Here is a 16,229-nt window from a genome sequence, read left to right on the forward strand (position 1 = left end):
TCCGGGGGCGGCAAGCATGGCTTTTCCCGGGCTGAAGTACGCTTCATCAGGTCTGCTTGCCGCACTGCGTGCCGGCTCCCGTCTCGGGCGCCGCACGGGCAAGAAAGACAAGACTCCCCCCACGCCACCGTCCGTCGCCGCGCAAGAAGCGGCGGACGCGACCGCCTCGCCGGTCGCCTCGCTGGCGCCGCTGACCGAAATCATCGGCAGCTATCTCGACAAGAAAGACGTAGAGCGCGTGCGCGAAGCCTATCGCTTCGCGGACCAGGCTCACCTGGGCCAGTTCCGCGCCAGCGGCTCGCCCTACATCTCTCATCCCATCGCCGTCACGGAAATCTGCGCAGGCTGGAAGCTCGACGTCAACGCGTTGTCCGCCGCCCTGCTGCACGATGTGATGGAAGACCAGGGCATCGCCAAGCACGAGCTCGCCGAGAAATTCGGCCCTGAAGTCGCCGAACTGGTCGACGGCCTGTCCAAGCTGGACCGCCTGGACTTCGCCACCAAGGCCGAACAACAGGCCGAGAGCTTCCGCAAGATGCTGCTGGCGATGGCGCGCGACGTGCGCGTCATCCTCATCAAGCTGGCCGACCGCCTGCACAATATGCGCACGCTGGACGCGGTCAATCCGGAAAAGCGCCGCCGCATCGCGCGCGAAACCCTAGACATCTACGCGCCCATCGCGCACCGCCTGGGCCTGAACCTGCTGTTCCGCGAACTGCAGGATTTGTGCTTCGCGGCCATGTACCCGAACCGCTACCAGGTGCTGTACAAGGCCGTGCTGGCCGCGCGCGGCAACCGCCGCGAAGTCATCACCAAGATCGCCGATTCGGTGCGGGCCTCGCTGCCCGCCGCCGGCATCGAGGCCGAAGTCACCGGCCGCGAAAAAACGCTGTACGGCATCTACCGCAAGATGGTCGACCAGAAGAAGTCGTTTTCCGACGTCCTGGACATCTACGGCTTTCGCGTCATCGTGCACACCCTGCCCGAGTGCTACCTGGCCCTGGGCACGCTGCATCAGCTCTACCGGCCCGTGCCCGGCAAGTTCAAGGACTACATCGCCATTCCCAAGGTGAACGGCTACCAGTCCTTGCACACGACTCTGGTCGGCCCCTACGGCACGCCCGTGGAGTTCCAGTTCCGCACGCGCGACATGCATCACGTGGCGGAAGAAGGCGTGGCCTCGCACTGGCTCTACAAGGGCGCGGACCTGACCCTGAACGACCTGCAGAAGCGCACCCACCAGTGGCTGCAGTCGCTGCTGGACATCCAGAGCCAGACCGGCGACTCCGGGGAATTCCTGGAGCACGTCAAGGTCGACCTGTTCCCCGACGCCGTCTACGTGTTCACGCCGCGCGGCAAGATCATCTCGCTGCCCCGCGGCGCCACGCCAGTGGACTTCGCCTACGCGATCCACACCGACATCGGCAACCAGGCGGTGGCCGCCAAGGTCAATGGCGAATTCGTGCCCCTGCGCACCGAGATGAACAGCGGCGACACCGTGGAAATCGTCACCTCGCCGGCCTCGCGTCCAAACGCGCAATGGCTCAACTACGTCCGTACCGGACGGGCGCGCTCCGAAATCCGCCACTACCTGCGCACGGTCAAGTACGAAGAGTCCGTGGCCTTTGGCGAACGCCTGCTGGGCCAGGCGCTGCAAGAACTGCACATGCCTCTGCCCGCCACCGACGACCCGGCCTGGCAGAAGCTGGCGCGCAGCACCGGCGCCAGCTCGCGCGAGGAAATCCTGGCCGACATCGGCCTGGGCAAGCGCCTGGCTGCCGTGGTGGCGCGCCGTTTCGCGCCCGAGCATCAACTGGTGGCGACCACGGCCGCGGCGGTGGACGAGCTTACCTCGGCGCGCAGCGCCCCCATCCTGATCCAGGGCAATGAAGGCCAGGCCGTGCAATTGGCGCCTTGCTGCGGCCCCCTGCCCGGCGACCCCATCATCGCCGGCATGCGCATGGGACACGGACTGGTGGTGCATACCGCCGACTGCCCGGTGGCGATGCGCCAGCGCCTGCGCGAGCCGGAACGCTGGATCAATGTCGCCTGGGACGCCCACACTGCCAAGCACCTGGCCACGCGGCTGGACATCGTCACGCGCAACGAGCGCGGCGTGCTGGGACGGCTGGCCGCGGAAGTCACGGCGGCCGACGCCAACATCGTGCACGTCACCATGCACGACGACGCAGTCGCCACGGTGTCGCTGCATCTGACCATCCAGGTCGACAGCCGCAAGCACCTGGCGCAGGTCATCCGCGCCATCCGCCATGTGCCGCAGGTGCAGAAGATCGTGCGCGTGAAAGGCTGAGGTGCAAAGCGGATGTGCAGGGCTGAACCCCGCCCTGCACGCCGCAATCAGGTCACGTGCTGCAGGAAATCCTTGAGCCGCTGGCTGGGCGGATTGCTCAGCAATTCGCCCGGGGGCCCATCATGGGCGATCTTGCCGGCATCAATGAAGATCAAACGGCTGCCCACCTTGCGCGCGAACTCCATCTCATGCGTGACCACCACCATGGTCATGCCCTCCTCGGCCAGGTCGCGCATGACCTTGAGGACTTCGTGGCGCAGCTCCGGATCCAGCGCCGACGTGGGCTCGTCGAACAGCATCAGCTTGGGCTTGATGGCCAGCGCCCGCGCAATCGCCACGCGCTGCTGCTGGCCGCCGGACAGCTCCGACGGATAGTGGTTCATGCGCTCGGCCAGGCCAACCTTGGCCAGCAGGCTCTCGGCCAGTTCGCGCGCCTCGGCGCGGCTCTGGCCGCGCGTATGCACCGGGCCGAACATGACGTTTTCCAGCGCGGTCATCTGCGGGAACAGGTTGAACTGCTGGAACACCATGCCCGCTTCACGGCGGATCTCGCGCACTTGCGCGGCCCCGCCGTTCACGCTCAGGCCATCGACCAGCAGGTCGCCGCCATTGATGGTTTCAAGCACGTTGATGCAACGCAGGAAGGTGGACTTGCCGGAGCCCGACGGCCCAACCACCACCACGACCTCGCCCGCGTCGATGTTCAGCGAAATCCCGTTGAGCACCATGGACTCGCCGAAGTTCTTGGTGACGTTGTGAAATTCGACCATGCTCATAGTATGCGCATCCTTCTTTCAACCAGATGCAGGGCCAGCGCCATGAGGCCGGTCAGGATCAGGTAAACGATCGCCACCGCCGACCAGATCTCGACGGCGCGGAAATTGCTGGCCATGATTTCCTGGCCCTGGCGGGTCAGCTCGGCCACGCCGATCACGATAAACAGCGACGAATCCTTGAGGCTGATGATGCATTGGTTGCCCAGCGGCGGAATCATGCGGCGAAACGCCACCGGCCCGATGATGTGCAACAGGATCTTGTGGAACGGCAGCCCCATGGCTTGACCCGCTTCCTTCAGGCCCTTGTGCACGGATAGCAGTGCGCCGCGCACGATTTCAGAGATATAGGCCCCGGAATTGATGATGAGCGTGACAATCGCCGCCCATTCCGCGTCCACCCGGATGTTCGCCAGCAAGGGCAAGGCGAAATAGATGAACATCACCTGCACCACGATGGGCGTGCCGCGGATGACCGCGACGTAGACCTGCGCGATGGCCGACAGCACGGGATGCCCATAGGCCCGCGTCACGCCTGACAGCGCGCCCAGCAAGAAGCCGCCAAACAAGCCCCAGAACGTGATCTTGATGGTCATGAGCGTACCCTCGAGCAGATTGGGTAGCGCGTCCCTGATTACAGTCCAGTCAAACTCCACGATATTCCCCCTATGGCGCGGCGCCGCGGCATGGCACGGCGAGAGCGGCGCGGGACCGCCCGCCGGACTGCGGCGCAGCGGCCGGCATCAGCCGGCGCTGGCCGCTGCCGAGCGGTCCCGGAACGCAAAGCGAACCCGTATGCTCAGGGCTTCTTGCCGAACCACTTGGTGTAGATGGCGTCGTACTGGCCGTTGGCCTTCAGCGTGGCCAGGGCCTTGTTCACCTGCGGCACCAGATCGCTGCCCTTGGGAAAGGCTATGCCGTAGAAGTCGCCGCTCTTGACCGAACCCACCACCTTCACGCGGCCCTTGCCCGCCGTATTGGCGTAGTACTGGACATTGGGCGTGTCGTGCACCGCCGCGTCCACCCGGCCCGTGGCCAGTTCCAGATAGGCGTTGTCGATGTTCGGGAACAGCTTGAGCTTGGCGTCCGGCACCTGGGCCTTCAGGAAGTCCACGGTGGCGGTGCCGGTCTTGACCGCGACGGTCTTGCCGGCCAGGGACTTGGCGTCCTTGATGTCGGTGTTCTTTTCGCCGACCAGGATGGCCAGGCCGCTTTCGTAATAAGGATCGGAGAAGTCGATGACCTTCTTGCGGTCGTCGCGGATCGTGATGCCGGCCAGCGCCGCGTCGATGTTCTTGGTCTGCAGGCCCGGGATGATGCCGGCGAAGTCCATGGGCTGCAGCTTGTACTTGAGGTTGAGTTCCTTGGCGATGGCCGCCCAGAGATCCACGTCGAAGCCCACATAGGTATTACCCTGCTTGAACTCGAACGGCACGAAAGCGGTATCGGTGGCCACCACCAATTCCTTGCCTTGGGCCTGCGCGCCGGAGGCGGCGCCGAACATGGCCACGGACAGGCCGACCAGCGCGGCGGCGACTTTGCGTTTGATCATGAAACTCTCCTCTTGGGGACCAGTCGGCACCCCGGGGTTGTTGTAGGGGCATGATTCCTAGGCCGCGCCGGGGTCTCCGGCACAGCTTACCGCCGATCTTAACGCATACGTCCCCACCCGGCAGCGGCCGGAAAATTTACAATCCGCATGACACCCGGAGGATTCCCATGGCCTACAAATATGTGCGCATTGCCGGCAACCGGCGTCAAACCGGCCTGGCGCTGGGCAAGCTGGCGCGCCCCCTGATGGCAACCTACCTGGAGCAAAGCCGCAGCTGGGATGCGCTGCGGCCGTGGCGCGGCCACGCCTTCCTGGACGAGTTGGCACGGCAGGCGCAAACGGCGCTGCCGGCAGTCTGGGAAGAGCTGGAAGGCATGGCGGAAGGCCTGCGCATGCCGATCGAGGACGTGCTGCTGTGGAACTGCCGCGGCGACCTGCTGCACAGCACCACCGACGGCTGCACGTCGGTCGCACTACGGGCGGCGGACGGCACGCGCTGGATCGGCCACAACGAGGACGGCGATCCCTACTTGCATGGGCGTTGCCATCTGGTCGACGTGGCGCTGGACGACGCACCCGGCTACGTCAGCTTCTATTACCCCGGTTCCCTGCCCGGTCACACCTTCGGCGCCAACCGCGCCGGGCTGGTCCAGACCATCAACAACCTGCGCATCCGGCAACGGCATCCGGGCGTGCCGCGCATGCTGATGGCGCGCGCGCTGCTGGATTGCGCCACGCTGGACGAGGCCGTCGGGCTGCTGCGCGAACTGCCGCATTCCGGCGGCTTCCATCACACGCTGGGCGCGGCCGGCGACCCGCGCCTGCTCAGCGCCGAAGTCGCGCCGGGCTCGGTCTCCATCCTGGAGATCGGCACGCGCTACGGCCATGCCAATCACATCGTGCATGCGGACATGGGCGGCGTGGCGCAGCTGGTCACGGACTCGTCGCGGGCGCGGCAGAACCGCATCGAAGGAATCGTGGACGGCTGGTCCGGCAGCACCGGCCGCGACGATGTGATCGCCGCCTTGCACGACACCGAGGGAAAGCTGCCGATATTGCGCACCGCGGCGGACGATCCCGATGACGAGAACACCTTGGCGACCGCGCTATTCGAGATCGGAGAAAGCGAAGTGACCCTGCGGGTTTACGACCGCAAGGCGAAGGCGGACATTGCGCTGGACGTGATGTCGGACACGGAATCGTAGTCATCCGCCACGCCCGAAAAACAACGGCCGCGTCATTGCTGACGCGGCCGTTGCTTCATCCGCTACGGGTCAAGCCTGGCCGTAGCCCCCGCCTCCGGGGGTTTCAACGACGAAGATGTCACCCGGACACAGCTGCGCGCTGTCTTGCGGCCCCAGTTCCTGTACCGAACCATCGGCGCGCTCGACCGAGTTGCGGCCCATGGCGCCGGGCTGCCCGCCTGCCAGGCCGAACGGCGCGTACAGTCGGTTGTTCGACAGGATCGCCGCCGTCATGTCTTCCAGGAAGCGGATGCGGCGCACGCCGCCGTCGCCGCCCGGATAGCGGCCGGCGCCGCCCGAACCCTTGCGGATTTCGTAGGACTCCAAGCGCACCGGAAAGCGGAACTCCAGCACTTCGGGATCCGTCAGGCGCGAATTGGTCATGTGCGCCTGCACCAGCGAAGTCCCTGCGAAACCTTCATCGTGGGGACCCGCCGCATCGATGCGCACCGGACCCGCGCCCGTGCCGCCCGAGATGGTCTCGTAGTACTGATGGCGCGCATTGCCGAACGTGAAGTTGTTCATCGTGCCCTGGCTCGCGGCCAGCACGCCCAGCGCGCCGTACAGCGCGTTGACGATGCACATGGAGGTTTCCACGTTGCCCGCCACCACCGAGGCCGGCGGATTCGGGCGCAGCATCGAGCCTTCCGGCAGGATGATGGACAGCGGCACCAGGCAGCCGTCGTTCAGCGGAATATCGTCATTGACCAGCGTGCGGAACACGTACAGCACCGCCGCCACGGCGATGGCGCCGGGTGCGTTGAAGTTGTTGTCCAGCTGGTTGGACGTGCCGGTGAAATCCACCACGGCGCTGCGCGCCTGGGTGTCGACCTTCACGGCTACGCGGATCATCGCACCGTTGTCCAGCGGATACTCGTAGCTGCCGTCCTTCAACACCGAGATCACGCGGCGCACCGCTTCCTCGGCGTTGTCCTGCACATGCCCCATGTAGGCGCGGACCACCTCCAGGCCGAAGTGGTCGCACATGCGCAGCAGCTCCTGCACGCCCTTTTCGTTGGCGGCGATCTGCGCGTGCATGTCGGCGATGTTCTGGTCCGGATTGCGCGCGGGCCAGCGGCCCGAGCCCAGGATGCCGCGCGCGGCGGCTTCGCGGAACTCGCCGTTCTTCACCAGCTGGAAGTTGGTGAAGAGCACGCCTTCGTCTTCCACCGTCTTGGAATCCGGCGGCATCGAGCCCGGCGTGGTGCCGCCGATGTCGGCATGGTGCCCGCGCGACCCCACGTAGAACAGGATTTCGCGGCCATCGCGACCGAACACCGGCGTGATGACCGTGACGTCCGGCAGGTGCGTGCCGCCGTGGTACGGATCGTTCACCACGTAGGCGTCGCCGGGCTGCATGCGACCCGCGTTGGCGCGCATGACCGTGCGGACGGACTCGCCCATGGAACCCAGGTGCACAGGCATGTGCGGGGCATTCGCGATCAAACGGGCCTGCGCATCGAAAATCGCGCAGGAGAAGTCCAGCCGTTCCTTGATGTTGACCGAATAGGCCGTGTTCTGCAGGCGGTAACCCATCTGCTCGGCGATCGACATGAAGAGGTTGTTGAAGACCTCCAGCATGACCGGATCGGCCTGTGTGCCGATGGCGCGGCGTTCCGGACGAGCTTCGACGCGGCGGATCACGAAGTGATCCTGCGCCGTCAGTTCAGCCTGCCAGCCTGCTTCGACCACCGTGGTCTGGTTGGGCTCGGAAATGATGGCGGGCCCCGCCACCACGTCGCCGCCCGCCATGTCCTCGCGCACATACAAGGGCGTGTCGCGCCAGGCGCCGCCGCTGTACATGCTGACGACGCGGCTGGGAGCCAGGGCGCCATCGCGCAGCCGCGCGGTGGTCGCTTCGCTGACGCGTTCGCCGCCGCCCGTGGCTTCGACGGAGATGGTTTCCACCACCAGCTCGCGGTTGGGCATCAGGAAGGAATAGCGCAGGCGGTAGGCCGCCTCGAAATCCTTGCGCGCCTGGTCCAGGTCCGTGTAGGCCACTTCCAGCGAGGTGTCCGTGCCGCGGTACTTCAGGTGCAGGCGGCGCTGCACGCTGATATCGCTTTCGGCCACATGCTGGCGGCGCAATTCGCCCACGGCCTGGCCGGCCAGCTCGTCCAGCTCGCCCTGGAGCGCCTGCATCAGGTCCGCGTCCAGCACCTTCTCGACCGTCTTCTGGCGCATGTCGGTCTGGTCGGCCAGGCCCATGCCATAGGCCGACAGCACGCCGCCCAGCGGATGCGCGAACACGGTCGTCATGCCCAGCGCGTCTGCGACCAGGCAGGCATGCTGGCCGCCCGCGCCGCCGAACACGGTCAGCGCGTATTCGGTCACGTCATGGCCGCGCTGCACCGAAATGCGCTTGATGGCCTCGGCCATATTGCCCACCGCGATTTCCAGGAAGCCCTCGGCGAGCTGTTCCGGACTCATCTCGCGGCCGGTGGCCGCACGCACTTCGTCGGACATGGCCGTAAAGCGCGCCACGACCGCGTCGCGGTCCAGCGGCTCATTGGCCTCGGGGCCGAAGACCTTGGGGAAGAAATCGGGTTGGATCTTGCCCAGCAGGACGTTGCAGTCCGTCACCGCCAGCGGGCCGCCGCGGCGATAGCACGCGGGACCAGGGTTGGCGCCGGCCGAATCCGGACCCACGCGCAGCCGCGCGCCATCGAAATGCAGGATCGAACCGCCGCCCGCCGCCACCGTGTGGATACTCATCATGGGTGCGCGCATGCGCACGCCGGCCACCTGGGTCTCGAATTCGCGTTCGAATTCGCCGGCATAGTGAGACACGTCGGTGGAGGTGCCGCCCATGTCGAAGCCGATGACCTTCGGAAAGCCCGCGATCTCGCTGGTGCGCACCATGCCGACGATGCCGCCGGCAGGCCCCGACAGGATGGCGTCCTTGCCCCGGAAACGGTGCGCGTCGGTCAGGCCGCCGCTCGATTGCATGAACATCAGGCGGATGCCCGGCAGTTCGCCAGCCACCTGGTCCACATAGCGCATCAGGATGGGCGACAGATAGGCGTCCACCACCGTGGTATCGCCGCGCGACACGAACTTGATCAGCGGGCTGACCTCGTGCGAGGCCGACACCTGCGGGAAGCCCACTTCACGCGCGATGCGGGCGGCGATGCGCTCGTGTTCCGGCGCATGCCAGGCATGCATGAAGACGATGGCGACGGCGCGGATGCCGCTGTCGTAGGCGGCCTGCATGGCCGCGCGCAGCGCTTCCTGGTCCAGCTCGCGGATCACCTCGCCGTCGGCGGCCACGCGCTCGTCCGCTTCCACCACGGATTCGTACAGCATCTCGGGCAGAAGGACGTTGCGATCGAACAGGCGCGGACGGTTCTGGTACGCAATGCGCAGGCCGTCGCGGAAACCCTTGGTCGTCACCAGCAAGGTGCGCTCGCCCTTGCGTTCCAGCAAGGCGTTGGTGGCCACCGTGGTGCCCATCTTCACGCACTCGACCTGATCGGCGGGCACGGGCTGGCCGGGCGCGATGCCCAGCAGCTTGCGGATGCCGGCCACGGCCGCGTCGCGGTACTGCTCCGGGTTTTCCGAGAGCATCTTGGCCGTGGTGGTCGTGCCATCGGGACGCCGCGCCACGATGTCGGTAAAGGTACCCCCACGGTCAATCCAGAATTGCCACTTCATAGCTGTCCTTGCAAACAAAGAGTCGCCGCGGCGCATGCGGCCGCGCGCGGATAAATGGAATCAAAGAGAGGTCGCCGCGCGGGCGGCCTGGTCGTACAGGCCGGACAGCGCGCGCAGCGTGTGCGCCAATTGGCGGCTGTAGTCCAGCCCGCCCCCACCCGGCGCGTCCAGGCCGGCGGTCAGGCATTGTTCGCGGATCTCGGCGTAGCGCTTGAGGATGGCCGCGCCGTCCGGGGTCACGCTGTAGAAGACTTCCTTGCTGTTGCGCTCGCCTTTGACCACGCCCAGGCGGTCCAGCTTCTTGAGCGCATAGCTGACGATGTGCGTGTCCTCGACGTTCAGCGTGAAGCAGATGTCGGCCAGCTTCTTGGGCCGTTCACGGTGATAGACATGATGAAAGACCATTACGTCGGTGGGCGTCAGGTCGGGCAGCCCGGCCGCCGCCATGCAGCGCACGGTCCAGCGGTCGAAGGCGTGGCTGGCGATCATCAGGCCGAATTCCACCTCGGAGAGGTCGGGCGCGCTGCCGCCGGCCAGATGGGCCGACGATGCAATCAAAGCGGGTGTCATGGGAGCCGCAAGCCGAGTTTATATGAGTGAAATACTAATAATTTATCTATATTTCATCAATAAAAAATACGAACGGAGCGCCAGAAATCCCCTCTTTCGAGGGAATACCCCTAGAAAACTCCAAACCAGAAAGGCGGTTTAAGGCGCCGACCAGCCCATGGGCAGATTGGCCCGGATCAGCCCGCCTGCGATGGAAATCCGCGGCGCGATCTCGGGCATGGGATCGCCCGGGCCGAACCAGCGCGCATCGGCGATCTCGTCTTCCTGGACACGTATGTCCCCCGACACGTAGTCCGCCGTAAACGCAACCATGAGCGAATGCGGAAACGGCCAGGATTGGCTACCGAAATACTGCAGGTTGCCGACCTTCAAGCCGACTTCCTCGTGGACCTCGCGATGGACGGTCTGCTCGATGCTTTCGCCAGGCTCGACGAAGCCTGCCAGCGCGGTGTAGCGCGAGGTGGCCGTGGTGGTGTGGCGCGCCAGCAGAATGCTGTCACCCTTGCGGATCAGCACCATCATGGCCGGCGAAATACGCGGATAGGCCGAAAAGCCGCAGGACGGGCAACGCAGGCAAAACTCGGTGGGCACGCGTTCCGCCGGCGTGCCGCAGACGCCGCAGAACCGGTGTGTGCGCGCCCATTCGGCAATCTGGTAGGCGCGACCGGCCAACGCCATGCGTTCATCGTCCAGTACGCCGAACAGCGAGCGCAGCTTCCTGAAGGCATAGCCCTGCGGCGGCTCCACGCCGGGTTCGACATGCACGGTGCGGTACGGCGAACCGGGCAGCGCCCAGATCGGCTGCAAGGCCGCCGCCGCCAAGCCTATCTGTACGCACAAGGCGGTGTCCGGCAAGACTGCGGACGTCTCTTCAACCAGCAATTCATCACGACGGAAAACGAAGTTCACACGCGCCTCTGCACCATGCATTCGATACGCAATGTTAGAAGAAAAACGGCCGCTGCATTGCGTTTGCGCAAAGATTGAACCCTCAATGATCGACGCTGCGCGCGGCTGTTAGGAATAACCCGTAAAGACGCGATTTCACGCGCCCTGCCGCCGCATAGCAACATAGAATGGCACGGCTTTTCAGCTGCGCGTCATCGGCGCAGCGCACTCTTTCGCAATGCCTTTCGGGCACAACCCGGCTTCACCATTCGCAAAGAAGGACCCACCCATGCACAAGAAAATTTCCCTGCTCGCCGGCAGCATCGTCCTGGCGTTCAGCGCAGGCGCACAGGCGCAAACGAAATGGGATCTGCCCACGGCCTATCCGGCCAGCAACTTCCACGTCGAGAACCTGACCACCTTCGTCAAGGACGTGGATACGCTGTCGGAAGGCAAGCTGAAGATCACGCTGCACAACAACGCCTCGCTGTACAAGGCGCCCGAGATCAAGCGCGCGGTGCAAGGCAATCAGGCGCAGATCGGCGAGATCCTGCTGACCAACTTTGCGAACGAAGACCCGATCTACGAACTGGACGGCCTGCCCTTCCTGGCCACCGGCTACGACGCTTCGTTCAAGCTCTACCAAGCGCAGAAGCCCTTCCTCGAAAAGAAGCTGAATTCGCACGGCATGACGCTGCTGTACGCGGTGGCCTGGCCGCCCCAGGGCATCTTCGCCAACAAGGACATCAAGCAGATCAGCGACATGAAGGGCCTGAAGTGGCGCGCCTACAGCCCGGTGACGGCCAAGATCGCCGAACTGGTCGGCGCGCAGCCCGTCACGGTGCAGCAGGCTGAACTGGCCCAGGCCATGGCCACCGGCGTCATCGATTCCTACATGTCCTCGGCATCGACCGGCTACGACACCAAGACCTACGAGTACATCAAGAAGTTCTACGACACCCAGGCCTGGCTGCCGAAGAACGCCATCATCGTCAACAAGAAGGCGTTCGACGCGCTCGACCCCGCGACCCAGGCTGCCCTGAAGAAGGCCGGCGCGCAGGCCGAGGAGCGCGGCTGGAAGCTGTCGCAGGAAAAGAACAAGTGGTACCAGGAAGAGCTGGCCAAGAACGGCATGGAAACCATCAAGCCCACGGTCGAGCTGAAGGAAGGCCTGTCGGTGATCGGCAAGCGCATGCTGGACGACTGGCTGAAGAAAGCCGGCGCTGACGGTCAGGCCATGATCGACGCCTACAAGAAGCAGTGATATTTCCATGCGCCGCTTTCTAGATGGTTTATACGGCGCGGCCGGCCTGCTGGCCGGCCTGTGCACGATCGGCGTCCTGGTGTCGGTGCTGGCCGCGATCATCGCGCGCCAGCTCAGCATGAACATTCCCGGCACGGACGCCTATGCCGGGTACTTCATGGCCGCCGCGGGTTTCCTTGCGTTGGCCAGCACGTTCAAGCACGGCGAGCACATCCGCGTCACGCTGCTGCTCAATTCGCTCAAGCCGGCCGCCGGCCGCAAGCTGGATATATTCGCCCTGGCGGTCGGCTGCCTGCTCGCTTCCGCCTTCGCGTTCTTCAGCGTCAAGCTGACTTACGACTCCTGGCAGTTCAACGACATCTCCACATCCAACGACGCCACGCCGCTCTGGATTCCCCAGCTCAGCATGGCCGTGGGCACGGTGCTGTTCCTGGTCGCCCTGATCGACGAGCTGATCCGACGCTCACGCGGCCTGTCCGCCGCCACTTCGCAGCAAACCCATGAATGAACTACTCGTCATAACCCTATTGGTCGTCTCGATCTTCGCGCTGCTGGGCTGCGGGGTCTGGGTCGGCCTGACCCTGGCGGGAACCGCCTGGATCGGCATGGAGATCTTCTCCAGCCGGCCGGCCGGCGACGCCATGGCCGTCACCATCTGGGGCGCGTCCTCCAGCTGGACGCTGACCGCCCTGCCGCTGTTCCTGTGGATGGGCGAAATCCTGTTCCGCACGCGGCTGTCCGAAGACCTGTTCAAGGGGCTCGCCCCCTGGCTCAACCGCCTTCCCGGTCGGCTGCTGCACACCAACGTGATCGGCTGCGCCATCTTCGCGGCGGTCTCGGGTTCGTCCGCGGCAACCTGCGCCACGGTCGGCAAGATGACCATTCCGGAACTCACGCGCCGCGGCTATCCCGAGGACAAGATCCTCGGCACGCTGTCGGGCGCCGGCACCCTGGGCCTGCTGATCCCGCCATCCATCATCATGATCGTGTACGGCGTGGCGGCGGACGTGTCCATCGCCAAGCTGTTCATCGCGGGCATCGTGCCGGGCATCCTGCTGGCCCTGCTGTTCATGGGTTACATCGCCTGGTGGGCGATCCGCAACCCCAGCCAGGTGCCGGCGGCCGATCCGGGCCTGTCGCTGATGCAGAAGCTGTCGCGTTCGCGCCACCTGATCCCGGTGATGCTGCTGATCGGCGCGGTGCTGGGGTCGATCTACACTGGCATCGCCACCGCCACGGAAGCGGCCGCGGTCGGCGTGGTGGGGGCCCTGTTCCTCTCCGCGCTGCAGGGGTCGCTCAACCGCTCCACCTTCATGCAATCGCTGCTGGGCGCAACCCGGCTGTATTGCATGATCGCGCTGATCCTGGCGGGCGCGCAGTTCCTGACGTTGGCCATGGGCTATATCGGCCTGCCGCGCGCGCTGGCCGAATGGATCGGCGGACTAGGCCTGTCTCAATTCTGGCTGATCATGGCGCTGATGGTGTTCTTCATCATCCTGGGCTGCTTCCTGGACGGCATTTCCATCGTCGTGCTGACCATGGGCGTGCTGCTGCCCACGGTGCAGGCCGCCGGCATCGACCTGATCTGGTTCGGCATCTTCATCGTATTCGTTGTGGAAATGGCACAGATCACGCCGCCGGTGGGGTTCAACCTGTTCGTGCTGTCCGGCATGAGCGGCAGGGAATTGCCCTATATCGCGCGCGCCTCGCTGCCCATGTTCTTCCTCATGATCCTGGCGGTGCTGCTGCTCTATGCCGTGCCTGGCATAGCGACGTGGCTGCCGCTGCACATGACGCTGTAGCCTGGCGCCAACATGAAACCCCGTTCCTGCAACGGGGTTTTTTTTAACCCCTGCCCGCGCACTCTACCCGCCCCCTGTTTTGCGTTCCTGTAAACCAGGGAAAACTCCAAAAAACTACAGGTGTTGTTTGCTCCTCAACTTTTCTAGAATTCCCAGGCGCTGATACGTTGCAACATTACGGCGTATATGTGCATATGCGGCCATCGCCCGGACCCGCGCTTACCCAAAGCGTCGGAGCGACGGCCCAGCGCCTGACGATCCGCCAGGCGCGACCAGCCGGGCCAAAAGCCCGGCGCCATTAAAAATAGCGCTACCCAGGAGGAGCCCCCCGCATGAAACGCATCACTCTATCCCTCGCCCTTGCAGGCCTGGGCCTGGCCGCCGGCACGGCCCAAGCCGAAACCAGCGTCACCCTCTACGGCATCGCCGACGTCAGCATCCGCTACCTCAGCACCAGCGCCGGCAGCGTCGGCGCGGACGGCAGCCGCGTGTCGATGGAGAACGGCGCCATTTCCAACAGCCGTTGGGGCCTACGCGGCTCCGAAGACCTGGGCAACGGCAACCGCGCCTTCTTCCGCCTGGAAAACGGCTTCAACATGCAGAACGGTCGCGGCTCGGATCCCAGCAAGACCTTCAGCCGCCTGGCCTATATCGGCCTGGACGGCGGCAATATCGGCGCACTGACGCTGGGTCTGCAGAACACGCCGATGTTCGACCTGCTGGCCGACTACTTCGACCCGCTGACTGTCGGCAACTACGACCAGAACGCCTGGCTGCCCGCCGCCATGTCGCGCGTGCGCACCAACAACATGACCAAGTACTCCAACACCATTGGAGACCTGGCGTTCGTGCTGTCCTGGGCCAACGGCGACGACTACAACGACCACAAGGCCGGCCAGCAGTACGGCGCCAGCCTGCGCTACACCGTGGGCAACCTGGGCCTGGGCGCGGGCTACCAGCAGACCTACGACGGCACGGATTCCGATCTGCGCCAGCGCGTCTGGAACCTGAACGCGTCCTATCAGTTCGAAGGCGCCAAGGTGTTCGCCGGCTACTACAACGGCCGCGACGAAACTGGCTGGGTCAACGCCGTCATGGGCGGTGCCCAGGCTCCCGGCCTGGACCGCAAGGACAACGGCTACTTCGCCGGCGTCACCTGGCAGGCCACGCCGCGCTGGGCCATCACCGGCGCCGCCTACTACGACCAGAGCAAGAACGTGGTCGAAGACGGCGACAAGGGCAAACGCTACGCGCTGGTCGCCGTGGCCGAGTACTCGCTGTCCAAGCGCTCGCAGATCTACGGCACCGTGGACTGGAACAAGGTCAGCGATGCCGCCAGCGGCGAAATCACCGGCAAGAGCAACCAGCTCGGCGCCGCAGTGGGCTTCCGCCACATCTTCTGATGACTGTCCGCGCCGGACGCCTTGCGCGTCCGGCGCGGTTTCGTCACATCCCCCGATTTACATCCCCAGATACGCCTTGCGCACCTCGTCCGAGGCCGCCAGTTCCGCCGCTTCGCCCGACAGCGCCACCCTCCCGCTCTGCATCACATAGGCGCGCGCCGCGACTTCCAGCGCTTGCGCCATGTTCTGCTCCACCAGCAGGACCGACAGGCCGTCGTCGCGGTTCAGGGCCGCCAGCGCATCAAATACCTGCTCCACCAACAACGGCGACAGACCCAGGCTGGGTTCGTCGATCAGGAGCAGGCGCGGGCCGCTCATCAGCGCCCGGCCGATGGCCAGCATCTGGCGCTCGCCGCCTGACATGGTGCCGGCAAGCTGCGCGCGGCGCTCCTTCAGCCGCGGGAACAACGCGTATACCCGCTCCAGGCGTTCGCCGTAGACGCGCTCGTCCCGCACCGTATAGGCGCCCAGGCGCAGGTTCTGCTCCACCGGCTGGCGTGCGAATACGCGGGCGCCTTCGGGGATCATGGAGATCCCCTGAGTCACCAGCCTGTCCGGCGGCGTGCCGGTGATGTCCCGGCCTTCGAACACCACCCGCCCGCCCTTGGGCTTGACCGCCCCGACAATGGCCAGCAAGGTGCTGGACTTGCCCGCGCCATTGGCGCCCAGCAAGGCCGCAATCTCGCCCGGCCTGACTTCCAGCGACACACCGCGCACCGCCTGCACGCCGCCATAGGCCACGCTCAGCTCTTCCACTTTCAGCATCGC

13 protein-coding genes are annotated in these 16,229 nt (G+C 65.3%); 6 read left to right on the plus strand and 7 right to left on the minus strand.

The features are described from left to right. The first annotated feature begins 16 nt into the window (after window positions 1-16). Window positions 17-2,311, plus strand: coding sequence for a RelA/SpoT family protein (locus AXYL_RS16705; protein WP_013394000.1), 2,295 nt, complete (start codon window positions 17-19; stop codon window positions 2,309-2,311). A 47-nt stretch (window positions 2,312-2,358) separates the two neighbouring features. On the opposite strand, the gene glnQ is transcribed toward AXYL_RS16705, so the two are convergent. From glnQ to glnH, 3 genes are all read right to left on the minus strand, one after another. Then, window positions 2,359-3,087, minus strand: coding sequence for a glutamine ABC transporter ATP-binding protein GlnQ (gene glnQ, locus AXYL_RS16710; protein ID WP_013394001.1), 729 nt, complete (start codon window positions 3,085-3,087; stop codon window positions 2,359-2,361). After that, entirely contained in the window at window positions 3,084-3,740 is a 657-nt protein-coding gene (gene glnP, locus AXYL_RS16715) for a glutamine ABC transporter permease GlnP (RefSeq protein ID WP_041653760.1), read from the minus strand. The genes glnQ and glnP overlap by 4 nt, the downstream gene beginning before the upstream one ends. A 143-nt stretch (window positions 3,741-3,883) precedes the next feature. Next, window positions 3,884-4,636, minus strand: a complete 753-nt coding sequence (gene glnH / locus AXYL_RS16720; protein ID WP_013394003.1) for a glutamine ABC transporter substrate-binding protein GlnH — start codon at window positions 4,634-4,636, stop codon at window positions 3,884-3,886. A 167-nt stretch (window positions 4,637-4,803) separates the two neighbouring features. On the opposite strand from glnH, the gene AXYL_RS16725 reads away from it, so the two are divergent. Next, window positions 4,804-5,841: a C45 family autoproteolytic acyltransferase/hydolase gene (locus AXYL_RS16725; protein WP_013394004.1), complete on the plus strand. Its 1,038-nt coding sequence runs from the start codon at window positions 4,804-4,806 to the stop codon at window positions 5,839-5,841. 69 nt (window positions 5,842-5,910) lie between these two features. On the opposite strand, the gene AXYL_RS16730 is transcribed toward AXYL_RS16725, so the two are convergent. The 3 genes from AXYL_RS16730 to nudC form a co-directional block, all read right to left on the minus strand. Further along, window positions 5,911-9,534, minus strand: coding sequence for a hydantoinase B/oxoprolinase family protein (locus tag AXYL_RS16730; protein WP_013394005.1), 3,624 nt, complete (start codon window positions 9,532-9,534; stop codon window positions 5,911-5,913). A 60-nt stretch (window positions 9,535-9,594) separates the two neighbouring features. Next, window positions 9,595-10,104, minus strand: a complete 510-nt coding sequence (locus AXYL_RS16735) for a winged helix DNA-binding protein (RefSeq protein ID WP_013394006.1) — start codon at window positions 10,102-10,104, stop codon at window positions 9,595-9,597. 138 nt (window positions 10,105-10,242) lie between these two features. Beyond that, on the minus strand, window positions 10,243-11,013 hold the full coding sequence (gene nudC / locus AXYL_RS16740) for an NAD(+) diphosphatase (RefSeq protein WP_013394007.1): 771 nt from the start codon (window positions 11,011-11,013) through the stop codon (window positions 10,243-10,245). 268 nt (window positions 11,014-11,281) lie between these two features. On the opposite strand from nudC, the gene AXYL_RS16745 reads away from it, so the two are divergent. From AXYL_RS16745 to AXYL_RS16760, 4 genes are all read left to right on the plus strand, one after another. Continuing rightward, complete coding sequence (locus tag AXYL_RS16745) at window positions 11,282-12,256, plus strand: TRAP transporter substrate-binding protein (RefSeq protein WP_013394008.1); 975 nt, start codon at window positions 11,282-11,284, stop codon at window positions 12,254-12,256. Between the two features lie 7 nt (window positions 12,257-12,263). Beyond that, complete coding sequence (locus AXYL_RS16750) at window positions 12,264-12,764, plus strand: TRAP transporter small permease (RefSeq protein ID WP_013394009.1); 501 nt, start codon at window positions 12,264-12,266, stop codon at window positions 12,762-12,764. Beyond that, window positions 12,757-14,058, plus strand: coding sequence for a TRAP transporter large permease (locus AXYL_RS16755; protein WP_013394010.1), 1,302 nt, complete (start codon window positions 12,757-12,759; stop codon window positions 14,056-14,058). The genes AXYL_RS16750 and AXYL_RS16755 overlap by 8 nt, the downstream gene beginning before the upstream one ends. 332 nt (window positions 14,059-14,390) lie before the next feature. After that, on the plus strand, window positions 14,391-15,461 hold the full coding sequence (locus tag AXYL_RS16760; protein WP_013394011.1) for a porin: 1,071 nt from the start codon (window positions 14,391-14,393) through the stop codon (window positions 15,459-15,461). 57 nt (window positions 15,462-15,518) lie between these two features. On the opposite strand, the gene AXYL_RS16765 is transcribed toward AXYL_RS16760, so the two are convergent. Beyond that, the gene (locus AXYL_RS16765; RefSeq protein WP_013394012.1) at window positions 15,519-16,226 is read right to left on the minus strand and encodes an ABC transporter ATP-binding protein; all 708 of its coding nucleotides are present in this window, start codon (window positions 16,224-16,226) and stop codon (window positions 15,519-15,521) included. Window positions 16,227-16,229 lie beyond the last annotated feature (3 nt).

It is taken from the genome of Achromobacter xylosoxidans A8 (assembly GCF_000165835.1).
Lineage (GTDB): Bacteria > Pseudomonadota > Gammaproteobacteria > Burkholderiales > Burkholderiaceae_B > Achromobacter > Achromobacter xylosoxidans_B.